We start from the raw sequence: 20,596 nt of genomic DNA, 5'->3' as shown, positions 1-20,596 counted from the left end.
CCACCATCCCGAGAACCATGCTCAGCAGGACTCCCGTCCGTCACGCCGTTTTCCCGATCGTCATCTCCCCACACTCCCTCACTGTCCAACCATTCGCCCGTCCAGCATCGGTGTGCTTCACTAGCTCCATTGACCGTCCAGGGGTCCCGGTCGTCACTCTTTCCGGTCCCCGGCGAAGCGCAGGAAAAGGGCCGGCACGACGACCATGTTGAGGGTCGTCGACGTCAGGAGACCTCCGAGGACGACCACCGCGAGCGGGGCCTGAATCTCCTTGCCGGGCTCGCCGATACCCAACGCCAGCGGGACGAGGGCGAGACCGGCGGTCAGCGCCGTCATCAGGATCGGGCTCAGGCGCTCCATCGAACCCTGCCGGATGCTGGGGGCCAGCGCCGTGCCGGCCGCGCGAAGGTCCTGGTAGCGGCTCACGAGGAGGATCCCGTTGCGCACGGCGATGCCGAACAGCGTGATGAAGCCGACGAGCGTCGCGATATTCACGGTGCCGCCGATGAGCAGCACGGCGAGTACGCCTCCCGCCAGGGCTAGAGGCAGGTTCACCATGAGCAGGGCCGCGATCCGGGCGCTCCCGAAGGCCCTGAACATGATGAGGAAGATGGCGGCGATCGAGAACAGCGAGAGGAGCGTGATGCGGCGTGTCGCCTCCTGTCCGCTCTCGAACTGCCCGCCGTACTGGACGTAGTAGCCCGGCGGGAGTTCGACCTCCGCCGCGACGCGCGCCTGCAGTTCCTCGGCGGCCCCGCCCACGTCTCGTCCCGCGACGTTCGCGCTCACGACGATCTTCCGCTGCACGTTCTCCCGGCTGATCGCGTTGGGTCCCAGCGACGGCACGATCGACGCCAGCTGCGAGAGCGGCACGGTCGTGCCCGCCGGAGTCGTCATCAGGGTGCCGCCGATCGCCTCGGGGTCCGTGCGGTGTTCGTCCGCGTAGCGCACCACGAGGTCGAAGGCGCGGTCCCCTTCCCGGATGAGCGACACTTCCTCCCCCTGAAACGCGACATCGACGGCCGCGGCCAGCGCAGCCGGCGTGACACCGTGGCGGGCCATGGCGCGGCGGTCGGCGCGGACCTGAAGCTGGGGGATGTCCGCCTGCCTTTCGACCGAGACATCCACGAGACCCTCCACCGTCCCCGCGACGGTCTCGATCTCGCCGGCGATGTCCCGCAGTTGCCGGAGGTCGGGCCCGAACAGGTTCGCCGCGATGGCCGCCCGCGTGCCCGAGAGCATGTGATCGATCCGGTGCCCGATCGGCTGTCCGATCGTGACATTGGTCCCAGGAAGCCCCGCAAGGTCGTCGCGGAGCTCGGCCATGACCTCTTCCAGATCCTGCTCCGACAGGTCCAGCCGCGCGTCGACCTCGGAGGCGTTGGCGCCCTGCGCGTGCTCATCGAGTTCGGCCCGGCCGGTCCGCCGCGACGTGGAGACGACGGCCGGGTGGGCCAGGAGCTGGCGTTCCACTCGGGCCCCGATCGCGTCGGACTCCACCAGGGACGTCCCGGGCAGACTCACGACGGAGATGGTCAACGACCCTTCCTGGAACTCGGGCAGGAATCCGCGCCCCAGCGAGGGCACGAGGGCCAGAGTGCCGGCCAGCAGGAGCACCGCTCCGCCGAGTACCGCCCCGGAATGGCGAAGTGCCCCGTCGAGGACGCGCCCGTACGCCCGTTCGACGCCGCGCATCAGCCACGGCTCGCGCGGGCGGCCGATGGCCCGGTCTCCCGGCAGAAGCATGTGGCAGAGCGCCGGCGTCACCGTGACCGCAACGAGCAGCGATGAGAGGATGCTCACGATGTAAGCCAGTCCGAGCGGCCGGAGCATGCGCCCTTCCACGCCGGACAGGAAGAAGAGCGGGACGAAGACGATGGAGATGATGAGCGTAGCGCTGAGGATCGGGTTCCGGATTTCCCTCGCCGCGTCCCGGATGAGCGTCAGCGGCCTTCGGCGGCGCTCCGGCGGGCGGCGGCGGTCTTCGCGCAGTCGGCGGTACACGTTCTCGACGACGATGATCGCGTCGTCGACCAGCGCGCCGATGGCGATCGCCATGCCGCCGAGCGTCATCGTGTTGATCGTGCCCCCGAACAGCCGCAGCACGATGACGGCCAGCGCCAGCGAGAGCGGGATCGCGAGCACCGAGATCGCCGTCGTCCTCAGGTTCCACAGGAAGAGCAGGAGCACTGCGATGACGAGCAACGCACCGTCGCGCAGGGCGTCGATCACGTTCTGCACGGCAAGCGAGATGAAATCGGCCTGCCGGAACACGGACCTCTCGAAAGCCACGCCCGCGGGGAGTTCCGCCTCGATCTCGTTCAACTCGGCGTCGATGCGCTCCGTCAGCTCCAGCGTGTTGGCGCCGGGCTGCTTCTGGATCGAGAGGACGACGGCGGGCTCCGCGTTCACGGAGGCCGTGCCGAGCCGGACGCGCGGACCGATCCGTACATCGGCCAGGTCCTCGATGAGGACGGGCACATCCTCCCTCACCGCGACGACGGTCAGGCCGATCTCCTCCAGGTCGCGCGCGCGACCGATGCCGCGGATCAGGATCTCGCGCCCTCCCGAGCGGTAAACGCCTCCGGACGCGTTCCTGTTCGAGCCCACCGCCGCTTCCAGCACCTGGTCGAGTCCCACGCCGTAGGCGAGCAGGCGCTCGGGGTGGATCAGGATCTGGTACTGGCGAACCTGTCCGCCGATCGACACGACCTGTGACACCCCGGGCACGGCGAGCAGCCTTCGCCGCACCGTCCAGTCGGCAACCGTGCGCGCCTCCATGAGTTGCTGCGCGGGTGCGCTCATGCCGACGAGCAGGATCTCGCCCATGATCGAACTCACGGGCGCGAGCACGGGCGCGCTCACGTCCTCGGGAAGTTGGGCCGTGGCGAGTTGGAGCCGCTCGCTCACGATCTGCCGCGCGCGAAGGATGTCCGTCCCCCAGTCGAAGTCCACCCACACGATGCTGATCCCCTGGGCCGAACTCGACCGGACCCGGCGCACGCCGGCCGCACCGTTCACCGCCGTCTCTATCGGGAAGGTGACGAGGCTCTCCACCTCTTCCGGAGCCAGTCCGTGGGCGTCGCTGAGCACCGTTACCGTGGGTGCGGTGAGATCGGGGAAGACGTCGACCGGCAGCGTCGCCGCCACCCAGCCCCCACCCGCCAGGAGGAAGACCGCCCCGGCCAAGGCGAGGAAGCGGTTCTCCAGCGACGCATGCACGAGCCGGTCCAGCAGCCCGTGCAGGAGACCCGGCCGATCCCCCTCCGGTCCGGGAGCGCTCATCCCGGCGTGCTCAGTGCGGATGTCCGTGGTCGGAGACCTCCACGTCGCCGAGGGAGGCCAGTCTCACCTGATAGGCGCCGACGGCGACCACCTGCTCTCCGCCGGCAACCCCGGAGTGAACGATGGTCCACGACCCATCCGAGGGGCCGGTCTCCACCACTCGCCGCTGAAACGCTTCGCCGCCGACCTTGACGTAGACGACGGAGAGGCCGTCCTCCTCCAGAATCGCACCGGTCGGGACGGCCACGCCCTCCATGGGGTCGCCGAGGAGGAGATGGCCTTCGGCCAGCATCCCCACCTTGAGCACCCCGCCCGGGTTCGACACCGCGAACCGCACCGGCAGCGCCCGGCTCCCGGCCTCGATGATGCTGCCCACCGACACCACACGGTCGGCGGCATGCGTGTGATCCGTGCCTTCAACGGTGAACCACGCGCCGCTCACTCCGCTGGCCGCCTCGGCGTAGCGGGCCGGGACGCGTGCGATGAACCACAGCGTGTCGGGGCGTACGACCGTGAACGCGTGCGTCCCGACGGCCACGTGCTCGCCGGGAGCCACATGGCGGTCGGCGATCACGCCGCCGATCGGACTCCGAAGCCGGTAGACGTGCGGGTCCGGACCCCCTTCACCGTCGGCGGCGCCAGTGCCTCCCACCGCCTCGAACGCGGCCCGAGCCACGTCGAGGTCGTGGCGCGCCTCCTCGAAGCGGCGCTCGGGGATGGCTCCGGCGGCGAAGAGACGTTCCGTCCGGTCCGCCTCGCGCCCGGCCTCCACCACGTCCGCCCGCATGCGGGCGTACGAGTCGTCGAGGCTCGTGGGCGCGATCAGTGCCAGTGTCTCTCCCTCCCGCACCGCCTCTCCGGTTGCGGGCGAGGGCCCCTGGACAAGCACCAGGCCTTCCACGGGTGTCGAGACGTACGCGAGACCTCGCGCGGGGGCCGTGATCTCCCCGGTAACGGGGATCGAGTTCGGAATCCGGCGCATCTCCGCGACCGCAACCTCGAACGGCATCGCCCACTGCTCTTCCTTCGGTAGCGCGATGAGCCCCGGCAGCGGTTCTTCCACGTCGTGCGGCAGCGCATCTTCGTTCGCGAACACCTGCAGCTGTCCGACGGGGATCGCGTGGTCCGCGCCGCGGGCGGCGAGTGTCAGGTCCGCTCGCCATGTCCCGGTCTCCGTAAGCGTGGGCGTCGCATGGTAGACACCCGGTTGATCCGGGACCTCGACCACGATCTCTTCGCGGGCGCCGCCCGGCCCGCGGAGGAGGAGCGTCAGGCGGCCCTCCCGCACCGGCTTCCAGTCCGCGAGCCACGTGAGGTGGATCTCCCACGGATCGCTCGCGATGCCCCGCACGTGCGGAGGATATACGACGAAGAGTTCGAGCGATTCAGTCCAGTGCGTCACGACGCCGCCGCCGGCATGGGAGTGGTCGGCCGCGACCGCCTCACCCAGGGACGGTGCCTCACACCCCGCACAGGAGAACAACAGCACAAGGGCGACGGCCCGGGTCACGCGCATGACACCTCCTGAACTGCGGTCCTGTTCCATCCGCTCAACGTTGCCCGAGCCTCGGCCGGACACCAGTGCAGCCGAAACCCGGGCGCGGATGAGGCCCGTACTGTTCGGTGAAGCGCCGACGCGCCACCTTGAAGCATGCCCAGCGCGGAAGAGGACACCACATGAAGAAGATCGCCATAGCCGTCGCGATTCTCGTCATTCGCAAGCTGATCAAGAAGCTCTGACCGGTCGCACGCGCGAAGTTCTGGTCCGGCGAGGGTCCGGTGTCTGGAATCCGGATTCTGGCCCCGACCGATCATCAATCCGGGCGCCCGATCCTCCCTGGTCTCATGGCCGTCAAGACCCGAAACGGTTCGAGCGCCTCCGGATCGTACGAGAAGTAGATGAAGAATGGCTTCCCTCTCATCTTCACCCGCTCCACGAAACCCCAATATCGAGAGTCAAGACTGTCGTCCCGGTTGTCGCCGAGCATAAAATACCGTTTGCGGGGGACTACCAGCGGTCCCCAGTTATCCCGCGTGGGCCTGTATTCGCCCGGTACCGCCACCCCTGTCAGGTACGCCCTCTGCCACAACATCCGGACGTCTCCGGAGTTCGGCCGACGTGGATCGCGGCGGACGTAGGGTTCTTCGATTCTAACCCCGTTCCGATAGAGAACGCCGCCCTCCATGCGGAGAGTGTCCCCGGGCAGGCCGATGGTGCGCTTGACGATGTCAAGGCCCGGAGAATGGTCCGCCCTGAAGACGATGATGTCGCCGTGCTTCGGTTCCGCGTATCCGGGTATGCGATAGTTCGTGAACGGAATCGGAGCACCCAGAGCCACCTTGTTCACGAGCAGGAAATCGCCGTGCACGAGCGTGTTCTCCATCGAACCCGACGAGATTACGGACGCGGCCAGGAGAAATGTCCGAAAGAACAAGAGGGCGGCGACGGCGATTCCCACTGATCGCGCCCACTCCCGAAGCCCTTCCGACTTCGATCGCACCTTCCCGTTTCCGCTCTGATTCTTGGCCATGTCCACCAACCTCCCGTTACAGGAACCACCGACCAAACCGTATCGCTACATGAGACCATCGATGTAGGCGTGGAAGCGCCACAGACTGCCGCCGCGGACGGCGCGGGCGATGTCGATCCGGAACAGGCCCTCCATGAGAGACACTCCGGCCCCCACGCTCGAGAGCCAGCCCTCCGTACCGAAGGAATCCGCAGGTCCCGCCCAGCCCGCGTCCCAGAAGGCCGTGAGCCGGATCGTACTGCCGCCGATATCGTACGCGGCATCGCCGACCCGGAAGCCGCGCCCCAGTTCGACCCGCCCGAACCAGAAGCTCTCGCCTCCGGTCGATACCGGATCGAAGGCCCGCAGCGTATGCGACCCGCCGAGGTGGAAGCGGCGCTGTGGAGGCGCCTCGCCGAACACCCTTCCGGTCCCCCCTTCCAGCGCTACGGACCACAGGCCCAGGGGCAGTTGGAGTGCCGCCGAGACGGCGGCCCGCCCGTAGAGATCGAAGTCACCCGTCGCGGCTTCCCCCCACACGGACCCGCTGAGGACCGGCACCCCGGGGTCGACCGACGAGAACGCGCTCAGCCGGCCCGATACGCCCGCGATGTCTCCGCGAGCAGCCGTGATGTTGTCCGGAAAGACCGCATCCCCGAAGAGGTTCGGTAGTGAGAAATCACTCTGCTTGGGCGCGTTCTGGTGCCGCTCCGCGAAGAGCGCCCCTTCCACGCGTGTTCTCGCACCCTGCTTGTTTGCCGTGATCTCGAAGCCCGTTTCGCGGAAGTAGAGGCCTTCGTCGTACCCCCTGAGCAGGCTGTTGAAGGAGTTGCCGAAGGAGAGTGGACGGCCCCAATCCCCGAGGTCGGTGAGTCGTCGGTACGCGGTGACGCCGAAGCCGTCCTTCGCCGTCTGGCGCCGCCACCCGACCTCCACCCCCGGTTCCCACTCCGGGATGCCGACCCGGGGCGTGAGCGTGAACTCCGACGTCACTCCCGTCGGCACTGTGAACCGGGCGCTTACCGAGAGCCCCTCGACCCGATTGTAACGGAGCCGGCGCAGACCCGGTGCGATGTCCAGGCGGGGACCCAGCCCCCCCGCGGCGGGGATGCGCAGCGACGACAGCCGATCCTTCAGGTCGTCGAGTTCCGTGGCCGCGAAGGCGTCGACGGTGGAGGAGAAGAGCGGTTCCGGCAGCTCCCGGGACAGGAGGAGCTCCTCGACGGGCGGAACGATCATCACGATGGCGCGGGCACGGGCGGGGAGCGAATCCGATTCCGCCGTCAACGGATCGTCGCGGACTCCCTCGATTCGCCCTTCTTCAGCGTCGGTCTCCTCAGCGTCGGCCTCCTCGTCGACCCAGCGCGTCCAACCCGTCGGCAACTCCCCTCCGGGATCCAGCGACGGCTCGGAATCCACCAGGTAGTCCTCGAACGTCCATTCGTAGCGCACGGGCATGCTCGCGAGACCCGCCATCGTGGCGACCGCATCGAAGGCCATGCGATTGGGGAGCCACCAGCGGAGTTCCTGGAGTCCGTAATCGATCGTGATGAAATCGACCCTGGCACGGATCGGCTTCACGAATCCGGGAACATCGTCCGCATCCTCCGGTTCTTCGCGGTCGAAGTCGTACTCGATCGCGGGACGGTAGGCGGCCCGCGTGAGGACGGCCTCGTCGGCGTCGAACCAGAACGAGCCCGCAATGCGGTCGAAACGGGCTTCCCGCGGCTCGACGATCGCCTCGATCAGCGTCACGGTTCGGTCGGCCCCCGGGAAGCGAATGCGCAGCGTATCGCCGGAGCGGTAGCGGTAGTGATACGCCGCGGTATCGGCCAGTGGGTGCAGGGCCCAGTCCGAGCCGATCGCCACCCGCTCGCTGGCCGGGTCGATCATGTCGAAATCGAGTTCGAACGCATCGTCGTCGCGCAGGTCGTCCTCGAACTCGACGCCCAGGCCGGCAATCGGCACTCCGCGGCGGACGCCCAGCCAGCGGACGACGTGCTCGCCCTCCGCTGCCCAGCGCAGGCGCGCCGCGCGTTCCTGATGGAACATCGCCCGCTCGCGTCGCAGGAGCGCGCCGCCCAGACCGGCGTAGATGCGCTCGCGAAAGGTGGTCTCGAAGCTCGTAAGCCCCTCGGCCCGGGCCTTGCGCTGTTCCCGCGCGCGCTCGATCAACCCGGCGATCCCTTCGTCCGCATGGGCGTCGGGCGGAATCGGCCGCGAGGCGGGGACGGACGGGTCCTGGAGGGCGTGCACGTCGACCACTCCAGCCACGGCGCCCGCGAGAATGCACAGGGCCGCCATGGAGACGGCACGTCCGGCAGCAAGTGATCGGTCCATTGACCTTCCCGGTTACGGGGTGCGAGTGGTGCCCGCGTGCGCCGACGACACATCCCGAAAGAAGCCGTTACGCCTATGTTTGGAGAGACGTTTCAACCTTCGCCCGCGTCACCCGGGGGAGCGAGTGGGGCTGTACTCCAAACATATCTTTCCGCGTCTCATGGAGGGCGGGCTCAAGAGCGACCTGCATCGCCGGTACCGCCGTCGCGTGCTCTCCCGTGCCAAGGGGGAGGTGCTCGAAGTAGGCTTTGGCACCGGCCTCAATCTCGAATGTTACCCGGCATCGGTGCGCCGCGTCACCGGCATCGACCCCGCGGCCGTCCTCGAGCGCCGGGTGCGCGCTCGCATCGCCCGCGCCCCGTTCCCCGTCGAACGCATGATTCACGACGCGGCCAACCGACTTCCCTTTCCGGATGAGCATTTCGATACGGTGACGAGTACCTGGACGCTGTGTTCGATCGAACGGCTTGGCGACGCCCTGGGCGAACTGAGGCGTGTGCTGAGACCGTCCGGGGAGTTCCTCTTCCTCGAGCACGGCCGGAACGAGAAAGGCTGGGTCTCGCGTCTGCAGGACACTCTCAACCCGATCCAGAACCGCATCGCCTGCGGTTGTAACATTAACCGGAAGATCGACACCGAGATCGAGCACGGCGGCTTCCGGATCATCGAACTCGACCGCTTCGCGATGCCCGGCGTGCCCCGGGCTCTGGGTTCCGTCTACCTTGGCGTAGCCGGACAGGAAAGCGGAACGCGCCCCGCAGTCCCGGAGCGGGCCCCGCCGTGAGCGATAGCAATCCTCAGGCTCTCGGAGTCCTCGCGGCGAGGAGGGCGCCGGCCAGACCCGCCACGGCCGGGCCGAGCAGGAAGAGAAGCGCCAGGCCCCAATGGCCGGACGGCGGATCCGTCATCGTCACCCAGACGCCGATGACACCCAGAATGGCCAGGGCCCAGCCCGGAGCCAGCCCCCAGAGGAAGGGGCGCGCGCCACTGTGCAGCCGGGTGAGGCCGAAACCGACGGACAGATAGAAGAGACCCCCGAGCGCGATGAGCCCCGGACCGGGATCCACAGGCAGATCCCTGAACACGAGCGCCAGCCCCGCGAGGCCGGCGAGGAGGCAGACGATGACGGAAACCAGGAGCTTCAGGACGGCTCTCATGGCGTGCGAAGATGCGGTGGGATCCGCGGTTTCTCAAACGTCCCCTGCGCGGGCCAACCGCCGCCGGGCGGCAGCGGCCGCCGTCGCGCTCGCAGCCGTCGTCCAGCTGACGGGCACCACGGGGGCGATGGGTCAGGCTGCGGATCCGGTGAGCCAACCAGCGCCGGAGGCCCCCGCGCGGGCCATCGATCTTGAAGAGCTGGCATGGATCGCGGGCCACTGGGGCGGGACGCCTTCGGTGGGCAAATCGAGGAGGCATGGTTCAGCCCCGCGGGACGCTCGATGTCCGGCTCGTTCCGCCTCGTGCGCGAGGGTCTTGCGGTCATGTACGAACTTCTGCTCCTGGAGCAGGACGACGACGGAGGGATCTACTACCGTTTCAAGCACGTCGGGCGTGGCTGGGAGCCGTGGGAGGAAACCAGGCTGGAGTACCATCTCACCGCCATCGAGGGGCGGAAGGTCACCTTCCGCAGCACCGCCGAGGAACCGCCGCCGAACGCTCCGTGGTGGTTCACATACGAGAGCCCCTCGAGCACCGAGTTGGTCGTGACCATTCATGGCGGCGCGGGCGGCGATCCGACCGTCCTGTCGATGACGAGGCGCTGAGACCGTATCTTTCGGGCGACGGCAGGCGTTTATCACCCAGAGGCGAAGAACACCGGGAAGGAGCCCGTACCATGGCGGCATACACGTGTGAGGCGTGCGGAATGAGCATCGGCACCATGACTTGCGGACAGTGCGGCGCGGAACTCGCGCACGGCACGCTGAGTCGCGATGACGGCGGCACGGTCCACGTCTCCAGGTGTCCGGACGGCCACGGCATGGTGAAGTCGCCCATGTGTTGCGGTCACGACATGGCCTGTTCCACGTAGCGGGCACTCATCATTGTTGAGGAGAGTGAGGCCGGACTCGACCAGGGGGGCCACATGAGTGCATTGAAGTCAGGCAGTAGATGCGCCCGTCTGGCGGCGCTGACCCTCGTCGCTGGAGGCGTGCTGGCGGGTTCGCCGTGCGCGGCTTCGGCGCAGGAGGAGACGGAACGGGAGACGGCGGAACTGATCGGCCAGGTGGCCAGCGCCTCGACCGGACTCCCGATCGAGGGGGCCCGCGTGATCCTCCTGGGCTCCGGGTACGGAGCGATCACCGATGCCGAAGGCAATTTCCGGATCCCTCGGACCTGGGCCGGCAGGGATTCGATCGAGGTGCGGCTCATCGGCTACGAGGCCGGCTACACGGTCATCGACCTCGCGGCGGGCCAGACGACGCGCGTCACATTGACCCTGTCGAGCAGCGTCATTCGCATCGCGGATCTCACGGTGGAGGTACGGGAGACCCGCCGCGCCCGGAACCTGGCCGGCTTCGTGGAGCGCCTGGAAAAGGGGTTCGGGACCTTCTACACCCCGCGGGACATCATCAACCGGAACCCGCGGCTCCCCAGCGACCTCCTGCGCGGCCTGCCAAACGTCTCCGTGGGCCGCATCGAGTACGGGAGAGCGGAAGTCTTCCTTGGAGATGGAGCCCGGCTCGGATGTCCGCCGGCGCTCTACCTCGACGGGATGTACCAGGCGGGGATGCAGTTCGACGATCTCCCGAAGGAAGATCTGGGCGCGGTCGAGGTTTACCGGCGGGAGGTCGAGACGCCGATGGAGTTCATGCGCACGGGCTCGACCTGCGGCGCGATCGTAGTCTGGACGCCGGACGGCCCGGGCTTCCTGGACTGGGCCGGAGAACTCCCGGACCCCTTCGACTAGGGGGGGTGCCTTAGCCCTGCCCGCCGGCAGGTTCGCCGTTCAGGGTCAGCGTCCACTCGAGTTCCATGTCCTTACGGAGCGAGTGGTAGACGGAACAGTAGCGCTCGAACGAGAGCATGACGGCCCGCCGGGCCTTGGCTTCGTCCACCTGGCCGGAGACATGAAATTCGAACTGGAGACCCTTCACGTAGCGCGGCGCGGCGTCCGCCCGGCGGGCCCTCGCCCGGACCGAGAGCCCGGTGAGTTCCTGGCGCCCCTTCTGCAGGATGACGACCACATCGATCGCGGCACAGGCGGCGACGGATTCCACCATCAGGGCGACCGGGCTGGGGGCAATGCCCTCGTCCCCGTCGATTCGCGTCTCGTGGTCGGCTCGGTCGGCGCTGAACTTGAGCCCGCCGTCCCACCGGACCTGGATTCCGTCCGTGTTCATTTCGATCTCCGTGGCTGGATTCGGACTTCGGCAACATAGTACAAGGCGGCCAAGCTGCTGAAACCGCCCCGGCATGGAGGGCGTACAGGCAGTGCGGGAGGTGAAACATGTTCGAGTTCATCGGGAATTTTCTCTGGTTGGCCATCGCCGGCGCCGCGTCGGTCGGCGGCTACGTGACGATGAAGAGGTTCGTCCGCGGACGACTGCGCTTCGTGGACGGCGTGCACCGGCGTGGTGTCCCGCTCGTGGCCGGGGTCGCGGGTTGGGGCGTTGGCTTGTTGGCCGCGATCCTGCCCTTCGTCACTCCCCTTACGGCCGTTCTGTTCGGGATCGGGATCGGCACCGGCGTGGCAGCGGGCCGACGAGATATCAAGCGCCTCCCGAGCCCTTAAGGCGAAGCTTCGTACTCGTCGGGTCGGACGGTCACCTGTACGCGGACCTGTCGATCGAATCCACCGCGTGGGCGTCTTCGAGCAGGCGGGACTCGACATCGATCATATACACCTGCCCCGCCGACGAAGGCACGTAGGCGCGAGTCTCGTCGTCCGAGAAGATGATGTCGTGCGGCTCGGCGGGGAGGACGATCTCGGCGATCCGCTCCCCCGACCCCATGGCAAGAACCGCGATCGTGCGGCTCTCCCTGTGTGACACCCAGGCTTCGCGGCGCGTGTCGTGGAAGGCGATGCGGACCGGCTCCAGACCGCCGCTCGGGAACTTCCGGACCTCGCGCGGGCTGCGGAAATCGGCCACTACGCTGATCGTGTTCTCTCCGCTGTTGACGACCCACACCTCACGGCCGGACGGAGCAACCGCCAGACCCCCCGGCCGGCTACCTGTCGCGACGCGAGCCGAGACGATGGTCATGCGGTCGATCACTGTCACATTGTCCGTCTCCGCATTCGCCGTGAAGATGAGGTTCTCGTCGTCGCTCACCGCAATATCGACCGAGCCCTTCCCGCCCGTCTTCCAGAGCATCCGCACTTCGCCCGTGTGCGCGTCGAGTTCGACCACCCCGTTTTCGGCTTCGCTCGCGACCCATAGCAGCTGGCCGCCCTCCCCGGCGTCGACCGCGCCCAATTGTCGGTAGTCGCGGGGCTGAAACACCGAATGGACCCGCTGCGCGCGGAGGTCGATGACGGTCACGCCACGTCGGTCGTGGGGGGTACTCTCCCCTGCTTCCGCCGACTGCCCGCGGGCGGCCGCAGCCCTGGGTGAAGGTTCCCATCCGTAGCTCGTGACGTAGGCGAAGCGGCCATCGGCGCTCAATGCGAAGTGCCGCGGATCGGGTCCCGTCGGTAGGCGCGCCAACACGTCCCCGCCAACCGGGTCCACGAGCAGCGCTTCGCCGGAGGTGGGACTCAGAACCACCAGCGACGCGGGCCCGGGTGTCGTCGCACCCGGCTGCGGGATTGGACTCTGCTGCGCCGCCAGTGTGTGGCCGCGCAAGGCACGATCGCAGAGCGCGACGGCGACAGAGAGCACGAGAACAGCGGATATCCGGACTGCCCTGACAGGCTGTGAGATCGTCCGCACCGGCTTCCCTTCATCGTACAGCGGGCACGACCTCTGCCCGGGCCTGGTCCATGAGCGACTAAAGTGAACGTTGAGATACCCTTGGGCGCAATGCAGGCACCCCGGCGAACCCGATGGACTTGTCCCTACCCCCTGGCAGGACATTTTTCGGCATGACCTTCTCTGCGGACTCCGTACGCCTTACGACTCTGCTCGCGGACTTCGTCGCCACGAACTCCGTGAACCCCATTCTCGTGGACGGAGCGCCGGGCGAGACGGCGATCGCCGCCGTTACCTCCCGCTACATGCGCGAAGCCGGGCTCTCCGTGACCCGCTACGAACCCGAAGAAGGGCGACCCAGCGTGATCGGGCACCTTGCGGGTACGGGAGGCGGCCCCGCCCTGATGTTGAACGCCCACTACGACACCGTCGGCGTGGAGGGCATGGAGGCTCCGTTCTCACCGAGCATCCGGGACGGCCGGCTCTACGGACGGGGAGCCTACGACATGAAGGGCGCGCTGGCCGCCTGCGTCGAGGCGACCCGGCTCCTGCGCGCCTCGGGAAGGCGTCTCGCCGGAGATGTCCTTGTGGCCGCCGTGGCCGACGAGGAATACGCGAGCCTGGGGACCGCGGACCTGCTCGAGCGGCGCGCCCGCGGGGAACTCGCCTTCGACGCCGCGATCGTCACCGAACCCACCTCACTGGATCTGTGCGTGGCCCACCGCGGGTTCACCTGGATCGAGATCACGACGCGCGGGCGCGCGGCCCACGGGAGCCGGTATCGGGACGGCATCGACGCGAACGTGCGAATGGGACGCGTCCTTCGCCGGCTGGAGGCGTTGATCGAGGAACTCCAGTCCCGGTCCGGCCATCCGCTACTCGGCCCTCCGTCGATGCACGCGGCGCTGCTGGATGGAGGGAGCGGGATCAGCACCTATTCACCGCTCTGCACGCTGCAGGTCGAGCGGCGCACTGTGCCGCCCGAGACGCAGGAGTCCGTCGAAGGCGAGATATCGGCCATGCTCGATGATCTGCGCGCGGAGGACGCGTCCCTCGAGGTCACCTGGTCGACCTTCTTCCACCGCGAACCCTTCGAGACGACCCCCGAGGCGCCGATCGCGTCCTGTGTATCGCGCGCCGTCGACCGTGTTCTGGGGCGGGCGCCGGAGGTCATCGGAGACGCACCCTGGATGGACTCCGCCCTGACACAGGCCGCGGGAGTCGACAGCGTGGTGATCGGCCCGCACGGGGCGGGGGCCCACGCCGACGTGGAGTGGGTAGACCTCGAATCGTGCGCGCGGCTGGCCGAGATCCTGGCCGAGGCGGCCCTCGACTACTGCGGCTGACCGGAGCCGTCGCCTCCTGCGGGGACATTGGCGAAGATGCCGTTCGGCGCCCCGGAGTTCGCCGTGATGATTTCCGGGAAACGGTCTCCATCGAGGTCGCCGACCGCGATTCCGTAGGTGGCGCAGTCGTCGCACCCGAAGCGGAACTCCTCGAACTCTCCGCGCCGGTTGAAGTAGACGGCGTTCTGTGCGTCGGCGTTCGCGACGACGATGTCGAGATCTCCATCGAGGTCAAGGTCGGCGAGGCGAACCGCGTAGCTCCGGTCGTCTTCGCGTCCGAAGGGACGGCCCCGGGCGAACGAACCGGCCGCGTCCCCGAAATACACGGCGTTCTCTTCGCCGATGTTGGCTGCGACGATGTCGGGGAGGGCATCGCCGTTCACATCGCCCACGGCCACGCCCCGTGTCTCGTCGCTGCCCGTGCCGTACGGCGTTCGCCGGTCGAAAGCGCCGCTGTCGTTCCAGTGGATTGCGTTGGCTCCTCCGTCGCGGTTCGCGAGGACGAGGTCGAGGTCGCCGTCTCCGTCAAGATCCGCCGCGGCAACATCGATCGTGGAGTCGTCCCCTGCCCCGAACGACGTCCCTCCGTCGAAGGCGCCGGATCCGTCTCCCCGGAAGACGAAGTTCTGGCGACCGCGATTGACGACGAGGATGTCCGTATGCCCGTCCCCGTCCAGGTCCGCCAGAGAGAGGCTTCGGGTGGAACTCGGAGCGCCGAAGGTCGGGCCCGCCTCGAAGTGCCCGGCGCCGTCGTTGAAGAAGATGAGATTGCGGGTCCGGTCGTTCCCCGTGGCGATATCGAGGTCGCCGTCCCCGTCGAAGTCCGCGAGCGGAGCCGCGTACGTGCCGTCTTCTTCGTCCCCCAACCGGCGGGCCAGCGTGAAGCCCCCGCGCCCGTCGTTGAGGAAGATCCGATTCTGCTCGGGCCAGTGCCGGCCGTTGGCCACCACGACATCGAGCGCACCGTCCGCGTCCACATCGCCCAGGTGCACGGAGGCCGTGAGCCGGCTCGCCGAACCGAGGGGCCGGAGAGGCCTGAACGTCCGCTCCTGCGCCCCACTCAGGCCGACGGCGGGGGCCCAGGTCGACGCCAGCGGAGCGGTGGCGATGGCCAACAGCGCCAAGAAGGCGGCCTGCCCCCTGCGGATCACGTGCCGGCTCATCGGGCCGGGAGGGCGAAGGCCTGCAGCTTCGAGTCGACCTGGCCGGCGGCGGACGTCGCGACGACGACAAACTGGCGTCCGGAGCTGGTGCGGTACGTCATGGGGTTGCCGCGTCCGAGCCCGCCGGCCAGGTCGCCCCGCCACAACGTCTCGCCGTGGCTCGCGTCCATCGCCTCCAGCCACGGCGTCCCGCCGGCCAGGAACACGACACCGCCCGCGGTGACCAGAGGCCCCGAGGTCGTACCATGGCTCTGCGGCGTCCCTCCCATCGGGGGCAGATCGCGATCCGCGAGCGCCGGGTGCTCGCGGATCGCGGAGTCGTCCCCGAACGGGCGTTGCCACACGTGGTCGCCCGTGTTGAGATCGATCGCGGTCAGCGTACCGTAAGGCGGCTTGAGGATCGGGAGTCCGCCCGCCACCGACAGGGCGCCGGCGAAATTGGGGAGATAATCCGCATCCCCGGCCCCCGGCTCGGCCTCCGCAACGCGGGCGAGGAACGGATCTTCGTACGCCTTCACGAACATGTGGCCGCTGGCGGGATCGATCGCGGCGCCGCCCCACCCCGCCCCGCCGATGAGACCCGGCATCATGATCGTCCCCTCGACCGAGGGCGGCGTGAAGATCGGCCCCGTCCGGTGGCGGCGGAACACCTCCAGCGCCTCCGCGCGCAGTTCGGGCGTGAAGTCGATGAGATCGTCCTCCGTGATCCCCTGCCGCGAGAAGGGCGCGGGTCGCGTCGGGAACGGCTGCGTGGGCCAGGGCACCTCGCCCGGCACGGTGCTCTCGGGCACGGCCCGCTCCTCGACCGGCCACACGGGCTCGCCGGTTACTCGGTCCAGCACGTAGGTGAACGCCGTCTTCCCCACCGCCACGACCGCATCGATCGTGCGTCCGTCGACCTCGATCGTGACGAGCCCCGGCGGTGCCGGCAGGTCGTAGTCCCACAGCCCGTGGTGGACGGTCTGGAAGTGCCACACCCGCTCGCCCGTGCGCGCGTCGAGGCACACGAGCGACTCGGCGAACAGGTTCTGGCCCCGCCGGTGGCCGCCGTAGAAGTCGTTGTTCGGGGTGGAGACGGGGAGGTAGATCAACCCCCGCTCGGCGTCGAGCGAGAAGGGCGCCCACACGTTCGCCGAGCCGGTATAGGACCATGACTCGTCCTCCCACGTCTCGACCCCGAACTCGCCCTCCTTGGGGATGGTGTGGAAGGTCCAAAGCGCTTCACCCGTGCGCGCGTCGAACGCCTGCACGTCGCCGGGGGGGTTGTTGCGGTAGATCCGGGTGTCCGGAACGCCGCTGCCCACGATGACGATGTCGTCGAACACGACGGCGGGAGAGGTATTGGAGATGTGGAGTCGGTTCGCGTCCCACGCGAGCCCCTCGGTGAGATCCACCTCACCCCCGTCCCCGAAACCGGGAATCGGCTCGCCAGTCGAGGCGTCGAGCGCGATCAGCCGCCAGCGCGAGTTGAGAAAGATCCGCCGCTCGCTTCCGTCGCTCCACTGGGCGATCCCGCGGTGACAGAAGCGGCATCCGCGGTGGAGGTTCCCCCACTCCCACGCCTTTGGGTCATAGCTCCAGAACTCTTCGCCCGTCTCCGCGTCGAGCGCGACGACCCGACTGTAGGGGGTCGAGAGCCACATGGTGTCGTTGATGACGATCGGCGTGGCCTCGAAGGCCCCCGGCGCCACGCGTTCGCCCTGAATGGGGCTCGCAGCGTCGGGAACCGGCCCTTCTCCCGTCTCCCAGACCCAGGCCACCTCGAGTTCGGTAACATTCGAGCGGTCGATGTCCGTGAGCGAGGAATACTTGAGACCGCCCGGATCGCCGCCGTACACGGGCCAGTCCTCGCCCGCGTACGCGGCCGTCGGTTCCGTGCTTTCGACGGCACGGCTGTCGGCTTCGTCGCCGCCGCAACCCGAGAGTGCGGACCCGAGGCCAAGCGCCAGAAAGAGCACGAGGCTGCGGACGCGAAGCTCAACCACGAGCCGACCGTCAGCCATCGTCATCCACCGCCGCGATCACCTTGACCTCTATCAATACGCCGGGGCTGTAGAGTTCGGTCACCCCCACCGCCGTCCAGGACGGGAGCTCGGGGAGGAACTCGTCCTTGACCTCGATGAACGCCTCGATGTGCGCGTGCATCTCGATGTGATACGTCGTGATGTCGATGACGCGCTCGAGGCTCGACCCCGCCTCCTCGAGGACCTGGCCGATCCGGCGGAAGGTGTTCCGAAACTGGGTGGCGGGATCGGAGTCCCGATTCACGACACCGGCCAGGAAGACGAGATCCCCCACGCGCACCGCGTCCGAGTAGAGCCCGTTCTCTCGTGGCGGGTCCGGAAACCGCTCCTGCGCCGCGGCTCCCGTCGTGCCGACCCAGGCCAGGGTGGCGACCAGCAGCATCGGGGCGAGTCGTGCCCATGGGTAACGTCCTTGCGACATGGACCCTCCTGGGTCGCTCGGGAAACGAGTCACGGTGAGCGAGAATCTGCGGAAGACCGCCGATGTCGGCGACCCCGACGCCGTTCACGAGTAGTCGGCTCGGCGCATCATCGTCCACATCGGGTTGTGCGTCGCGGCGTAATCGAGGCAGGCCTGCCAGTCCGCCTGGTAGAACGCCCGGGCGCGAGCGAGTTGCGCTTCGGTGATGAGCGGCTCCGAACTCAGGAACCGCATCGGCACCGCGCGTCCGACCGCGACGCCGACATGCCACGCGAACCGGAGGGATCGCACGCGGAGCCAGCGAAGCGCGGGATGACCGGGTCGCGATCCTGCCCTCACCCTTCGGCGGCGCCCCACCGCCCGGAGGAATCGATACTGCCTGTCGCGATACGAGCGGTTGGTCGGGCGGAAGGAAATATCCCCCTCCTCATACGACGCGCCCACATAGTCGGCGATCGTACGGACGAACCGCTGCGGGTCGGCGACGAATTGGTCGAAGAACAGCACCAGGGGCCGGTGCCGGAAGTGATCCTCCAGGACGCGTATCCGCTCCCGGAAGAGGGCCGATGATTGCGGGCGGGCCCCGGCGTCCCCCTCGAAGTCGATGAAGCGCTCGAACGGAACGTACCGGAGTTCCTTGATCTCGCGGAGATAGACGGATCGCAGCCATTCGTCGTGGCGCCGAAGGACGAGGATGGGCCGGGCGTGCGGCGCCTCGCGCGCAAACCACGCCACCGATGGCGTGAACTCCCGGTACCCCAGCTGCCGCGATACGAGAACGGGGAGATCTCCGCTCTGGGCGATGATCCTCGCGCTCTGCCCGAACCCCGTCCGCGGCACGTAGCGGACGTCGCGGAAGCGCGGGAACACACGCTCCTGCAGCCAGCGCGAGGCGGCCCTTCCCGCCCCCACGTGGAAGAAGACCCTCGGACTCATCGGCGTTGCCCCGGGCGCCGTGGTCGTGGAATCCAGCGGGGCACGTCCCGGCAGTAGTCGGCGAAGGCCGCGCCGAACGTCCGCCTCAGATCCGGCTCCTCCCTGACGACGACGAAGACGGTCAGCCACAGCCAGTAGGCAAGAGCGTATGCGAGCAACCAGGGGGACGAGAAGAACACGGCTTCCCCGAGGAGGATCAGCACGACCCCGAGCAGGAGCGGATGGCGGGTATGCGCGTACCAGCCGTCCGTCACAAGCACGCTCGGCGCCGTACCGGGAACCGCCGATGTTCGCTTGCGTAGCAGGCGCGCGACCGACCAGAGATAGAGGTAGACGCCGAAGCCCCCCGCTGCAGCCCCAAGCCAGCGGCCCTGCCCGATGTCGACGGCGAGCAGCGGGATTCCGCCTGTGCGCCGAAGGATCAGGGCCGGAATGCCGACCGTGAAGACCCCGTGCAGAACGACCGCGGCGAGCGCGGTCCTCAAGACGGCGGCTTGTGACGGCTTCATCAGGTTGTTCTCCTCGTGACGCGGAAGAGGTATTCCGCGTCTTGTGGTTGGACCGTCCGAATCTACGTGGGCTGCGTCGACACCGGGACCTTGTTATCGACCTTGCGGGAGAGTGTGCCATGAGTTGCCGACGAGGAGTCGCGGCGGGAGTGCTCGCCGCCCTGCAGGTCATCGGCGGCACCGACACGGTCGCGGGCCAGTCAGCGGAGGACTGCGACGACCGGGCCGCTATCCGGATCTCGGTCGTGGACGAGTCCGGTTTCATTTCGATACCCGGGGCCACCGTCGTGTTGCGGTGGACGGACGCGCTGCGGCGACCCGTGCGCGAAGCCGCCGGTCCCAACGGCCGACTGCTCATCTGCGCTCCACGAGACGCGGGGGAAGCCACGCTCTGGGCCGAGTTCGGAGACGCGTCCAGCGAGGAGTCGGTGGTAGCCCTCGAGGCCGGGATGCCGCATGACGTGGAGCTTCGGCTTCTCCTGTCCGAGACGGGCACGGGAAGGCTTGTGGGGCATGTCCGCGACGCCGGTACGGATGAGCCCGTGGCCACGGCGGCCGTGTCCATCGCCGGAGATCCCGGCGAGGTCTCGAGCAACCGGAGGGGCCGCTTCGTCCTCAGCGGCGTCCCCGTCGGCCGGCGCGAGATTACCGTGCGCCACATCGGGTATGCGCCGCTTCGACATCCGATCGCCGTGACCCGCGGCCACACGACGGAAATCGAGATCGGTCTCGTCCCCGAACCTGTGGCGATGGAGCCGCTGGTGGCGACGATTGTGCGGGCTCGCCGACTGGAGACCAAGGGCTTCTACGAGCGGAAATACTGGGGTGAACTGGTCAGCGGCGGTGTCTTCTTTACGGCCGAGGACATCGATCGGCGCAATCCCGGTCGGATCACACACATGATCGCCGATGTCCCGGGGATACGCCTCCGCGACTGCGGACTGCGACTGAACAGCTGCAAACTGTACAATACTCGGATACCGGACACTTCCTCGAGTGAAGGCTGCCTGATGAACGTCTACCTCGACGGCAGCCTCGTCGTCCGCCGGGGTCGGATCGGGGGCGGCTCCGCGACGAACATCAACGATTTCGTCATTCCGGTCGAGATCGCGGGCGTCGAGGTATATCGGGGTCCCTCCGAACTCCCGGCGGAGTTCGCGGGGCTGGAGTCGCGGTGCGGCGTCGTCGTGCTCTGGACGAAGTCGTGAG

Annotated in this window: 19 protein-coding genes; 7 read left to right on the top strand and 12 right to left on the bottom strand. The window is 68.1% G+C overall.

Annotated features, from left to right (window positions below):
* Positions 1–153: 153 nt before the first annotated feature.
* From ACOOGH_RS04685 to ACOOGH_RS04670, 4 genes are all read right to left on the bottom strand, one after another.
* On the bottom strand, positions 154–3,285 hold the full coding sequence (locus tag ACOOGH_RS04685; protein WP_420447816.1) for an efflux RND transporter permease subunit: 3,132 nt from the start codon (positions 3,283–3,285) through the stop codon (positions 154–156).
* Between the two features lie 10 nt (positions 3,286–3,295).
* Positions 3,296–4,801 (bottom strand): efflux RND transporter periplasmic adaptor subunit, encoded by a 1,506-nt coding sequence (locus ACOOGH_RS04680; protein WP_420447815.1) that lies wholly within the window; start codon positions 4,799–4,801, stop codon positions 3,296–3,298.
* A gap of 298 nt (positions 4,802–5,099) precedes the next feature.
* Entirely contained in the window at positions 5,100–5,816 is a 717-nt protein-coding gene (lepB, locus tag ACOOGH_RS04675) for a signal peptidase I (protein ID WP_420447814.1), read from the bottom strand.
* A gap of 45 nt (positions 5,817–5,861) precedes the next feature.
* Positions 5,862–8,135 carry a hypothetical protein gene (locus ACOOGH_RS04670; protein ID WP_420447813.1) on the bottom strand — a complete coding sequence of 758 codons (2,274 nt, stop codon included), beginning with the start codon at positions 8,133–8,135 and terminating at the stop codon, positions 5,862–5,864.
* Between the two features lie 124 nt (positions 8,136–8,259).
* Here ACOOGH_RS04670 and ACOOGH_RS04665 point away from each other — a divergent pair, with 124 nt between their 5' ends.
* Entirely contained in the window at positions 8,260–8,919 is a 660-nt protein-coding gene (locus ACOOGH_RS04665; protein ID WP_420447812.1) for a class I SAM-dependent methyltransferase, read from the top strand.
* Between the two features lie 13 nt (positions 8,920–8,932).
* Here ACOOGH_RS04665 and ACOOGH_RS04660 read toward each other — a convergent pair whose 3' ends face one another.
* A complete protein-coding gene (locus tag ACOOGH_RS04660; protein ID WP_420447811.1) occupies positions 8,933–9,292 on the bottom strand; it encodes a hypothetical protein in 360 nt (119 codons plus the stop codon).
* 204 nt (positions 9,293–9,496) lie between these two features.
* Here ACOOGH_RS04660 and ACOOGH_RS04655 point away from each other — a divergent pair, with 204 nt between their 5' ends.
* The 3 genes from ACOOGH_RS04655 to ACOOGH_RS04645 all read left to right on the top strand — a co-directional run bounded on the left by ACOOGH_RS04655 (position 9,497) and on the right by ACOOGH_RS04645 (position 11,043).
* The gene (locus ACOOGH_RS04655; protein ID WP_420447810.1) at positions 9,497–9,898 is read left to right on the top strand and encodes a DUF6265 family protein; all 402 of its coding nucleotides are present in this window, start codon (positions 9,497–9,499) and stop codon (positions 9,896–9,898) included.
* A gap of 71 nt (positions 9,899–9,969) precedes the next feature.
* Positions 9,970–10,164, top strand: coding sequence for a hypothetical protein (locus tag ACOOGH_RS04650; RefSeq protein WP_420447809.1), 195 nt, complete (start codon positions 9,970–9,972; stop codon positions 10,162–10,164).
* Between the two features lie 54 nt (positions 10,165–10,218).
* The gene (locus tag ACOOGH_RS04645; protein ID WP_420447808.1) at positions 10,219–11,043 is read left to right on the top strand and encodes a carboxypeptidase-like regulatory domain-containing protein; all 825 of its coding nucleotides are present in this window, start codon (positions 10,219–10,221) and stop codon (positions 11,041–11,043) included.
* Positions 11,044–11,053: 10 nt separating this feature from the next.
* On the opposite strand, the gene ACOOGH_RS04640 is transcribed toward ACOOGH_RS04645, so the two are convergent.
* Entirely contained in the window at positions 11,054–11,476 is a 423-nt protein-coding gene (locus ACOOGH_RS04640) for an OsmC family protein (RefSeq protein ID WP_420447807.1), read from the bottom strand.
* 107 nt (positions 11,477–11,583) lie between these two features.
* Between ACOOGH_RS04640 and ACOOGH_RS04635 the strand changes: the two genes are divergently transcribed.
* Positions 11,584–11,868 (top strand): hypothetical protein, encoded by a 285-nt coding sequence (locus tag ACOOGH_RS04635; protein WP_420447806.1) that lies wholly within the window; start codon positions 11,584–11,586, stop codon positions 11,866–11,868.
* Positions 11,869–11,899: 31 nt separating this feature from the next.
* Here ACOOGH_RS04635 and ACOOGH_RS04630 read toward each other — a convergent pair whose 3' ends face one another.
* Positions 11,900–12,922: a YncE family protein gene (locus ACOOGH_RS04630; protein WP_420447805.1), complete on the bottom strand. Its 1,023-nt coding sequence runs from the start codon at positions 12,920–12,922 to the stop codon at positions 11,900–11,902.
* Between the two features lie 239 nt (positions 12,923–13,161).
* On the opposite strand from ACOOGH_RS04630, the gene ACOOGH_RS04625 reads away from it, so the two are divergent.
* Positions 13,162–14,334, top strand: a complete 1,173-nt coding sequence (locus ACOOGH_RS04625; protein ID WP_420447804.1) for a M20/M25/M40 family metallo-hydrolase — start codon at positions 13,162–13,164, stop codon at positions 14,332–14,334.
* On the opposite strand, the gene ACOOGH_RS04620 is transcribed toward ACOOGH_RS04625, so the two are convergent.
* The 5 genes from ACOOGH_RS04620 to ACOOGH_RS04600 all read right to left on the bottom strand — a co-directional run bounded on the left by ACOOGH_RS04620 (position 14,322) and on the right by ACOOGH_RS04600 (position 19,387).
* On the bottom strand, positions 14,322–15,485 hold the full coding sequence (locus ACOOGH_RS04620) for an FG-GAP repeat domain-containing protein (protein ID WP_420447803.1): 1,164 nt from the start codon (positions 15,483–15,485) through the stop codon (positions 14,322–14,324). The genes ACOOGH_RS04625 and ACOOGH_RS04620 overlap by 13 nt on opposite strands.
* An 8-nt stretch (positions 15,486–15,493) precedes the next feature.
* Positions 15,494–17,500, bottom strand: coding sequence for a pyrroloquinoline quinone-dependent dehydrogenase (locus ACOOGH_RS04615; protein WP_420447802.1), 2,007 nt, complete (start codon positions 17,498–17,500; stop codon positions 15,494–15,496).
* A complete protein-coding gene (locus ACOOGH_RS04610) occupies positions 17,493–17,942 on the bottom strand; it encodes a RidA family protein (protein ID WP_420447801.1) in 450 nt (149 codons plus the stop codon). Before ACOOGH_RS04610 ends, ACOOGH_RS04615 begins: the two co-directional genes overlap by 8 nt.
* Positions 17,943–18,026: 84 nt before the next feature.
* The gene (locus tag ACOOGH_RS04605) at positions 18,027–18,878 is read right to left on the bottom strand and encodes a hypothetical protein (RefSeq protein WP_420447800.1); all 852 of its coding nucleotides are present in this window, start codon (positions 18,876–18,878) and stop codon (positions 18,027–18,029) included.
* A complete protein-coding gene (locus ACOOGH_RS04600) occupies positions 18,875–19,387 on the bottom strand; it encodes a methyltransferase family protein (protein WP_419937258.1) in 513 nt (170 codons plus the stop codon). Before ACOOGH_RS04600 ends, ACOOGH_RS04605 begins: the two co-directional genes overlap by 4 nt.
* A 119-nt stretch (positions 19,388–19,506) precedes the next feature.
* On the opposite strand from ACOOGH_RS04600, the gene ACOOGH_RS04595 reads away from it, so the two are divergent.
* Positions 19,507–20,595, top strand: coding sequence for a carboxypeptidase regulatory-like domain-containing protein (locus tag ACOOGH_RS04595; RefSeq protein WP_420447799.1), 1,089 nt, complete (start codon positions 19,507–19,509; stop codon positions 20,593–20,595).
* The last annotated feature ends 1 nt before the right edge of the window (position 20,596 follow it).

Origin of the sequence: Candidatus Palauibacter sp. (assembly GCF_965213655.1) — a bacterium.
Classification (GTDB): domain Bacteria; phylum Gemmatimonadota; class Gemmatimonadetes; order Palauibacterales; family Palauibacteraceae; genus Palauibacter.
This window is presented reverse-complemented; position numbering and strand designations above follow the sequence as displayed.

What these genes read in the sequence shown, in the direction of transcription:
- ACOOGH_RS04685 (WP_420447816.1), bottom strand. Translation starts at nt 3,285, where the DNA reads ATGAGCGCTCCCGGACCGGAGGGGGATCGGCCGGGTCTCCTGCACGGG.
- ACOOGH_RS04680 (WP_420447815.1), bottom strand. Translation starts at nt 4,801, where the DNA reads ATGCGCGTGACCCGGGCCGTCGCCCTTGTGCTGTTGTTCTCCTGTGCG.
- lepB (WP_420447814.1), bottom strand. Translation starts at nt 5,816, where the DNA reads ATGGCCAAGAATCAGAGCGGAAACGGGAAGGTGCGATCGAAGTCGGAA.
- ACOOGH_RS04670 (WP_420447813.1), bottom strand. Translation starts at nt 8,135, where the DNA reads ATGGACCGATCACTTGCTGCCGGACGTGCCGTCTCCATGGCGGCCCTG.
- ACOOGH_RS04660 (WP_420447811.1), bottom strand. Translation starts at nt 9,292, where the DNA reads ATGAGAGCCGTCCTGAAGCTCCTGGTTTCCGTCATCGTCTGCCTCCTC.
- ACOOGH_RS04655 (WP_420447810.1), top strand. Translation starts at nt 9,497, where the DNA reads ATGGATCGCGGGCCACTGGGGCGGGACGCCTTCGGTGGGCAAATCGAG.
- ACOOGH_RS04650 (WP_420447809.1), top strand. Translation starts at nt 9,970, where the DNA reads ATGGCGGCATACACGTGTGAGGCGTGCGGAATGAGCATCGGCACCATG.
- ACOOGH_RS04645 (WP_420447808.1), top strand. Translation starts at nt 10,219, where the DNA reads ATGAGTGCATTGAAGTCAGGCAGTAGATGCGCCCGTCTGGCGGCGCTG.
- ACOOGH_RS04640 (WP_420447807.1), bottom strand. Translation starts at nt 11,476, where the DNA reads ATGAACACGGACGGAATCCAGGTCCGGTGGGACGGCGGGCTCAAGTTC.
- ACOOGH_RS04635 (WP_420447806.1), top strand. Translation starts at nt 11,584, where the DNA reads ATGTTCGAGTTCATCGGGAATTTTCTCTGGTTGGCCATCGCCGGCGCC.
- ACOOGH_RS04625 (WP_420447804.1), top strand. Translation starts at nt 13,162, where the DNA reads ATGACCTTCTCTGCGGACTCCGTACGCCTTACGACTCTGCTCGCGGAC.
- ACOOGH_RS04615 (WP_420447802.1), bottom strand. Translation starts at nt 17,500, where the DNA reads ATGGCTGACGGTCGGCTCGTGGTTGAGCTTCGCGTCCGCAGCCTCGTG.
- ACOOGH_RS04610 (WP_420447801.1), bottom strand. Translation starts at nt 17,942, where the DNA reads ATGTCGCAAGGACGTTACCCATGGGCACGACTCGCCCCGATGCTGCTG.
- ACOOGH_RS04605 (WP_420447800.1), bottom strand. Translation starts at nt 18,878, where the DNA reads ATGAGTCCGAGGGTCTTCTTCCACGTGGGGGCGGGAAGGGCCGCCTCG.
- ACOOGH_RS04600 (WP_419937258.1), bottom strand. Translation starts at nt 19,387, where the DNA reads ATGAAGCCGTCACAAGCCGCCGTCTTGAGGACCGCGCTCGCCGCGGTC.
- ACOOGH_RS04595 (WP_420447799.1), top strand. Translation starts at nt 19,507, where the DNA reads ATGAGTTGCCGACGAGGAGTCGCGGCGGGAGTGCTCGCCGCCCTGCAG.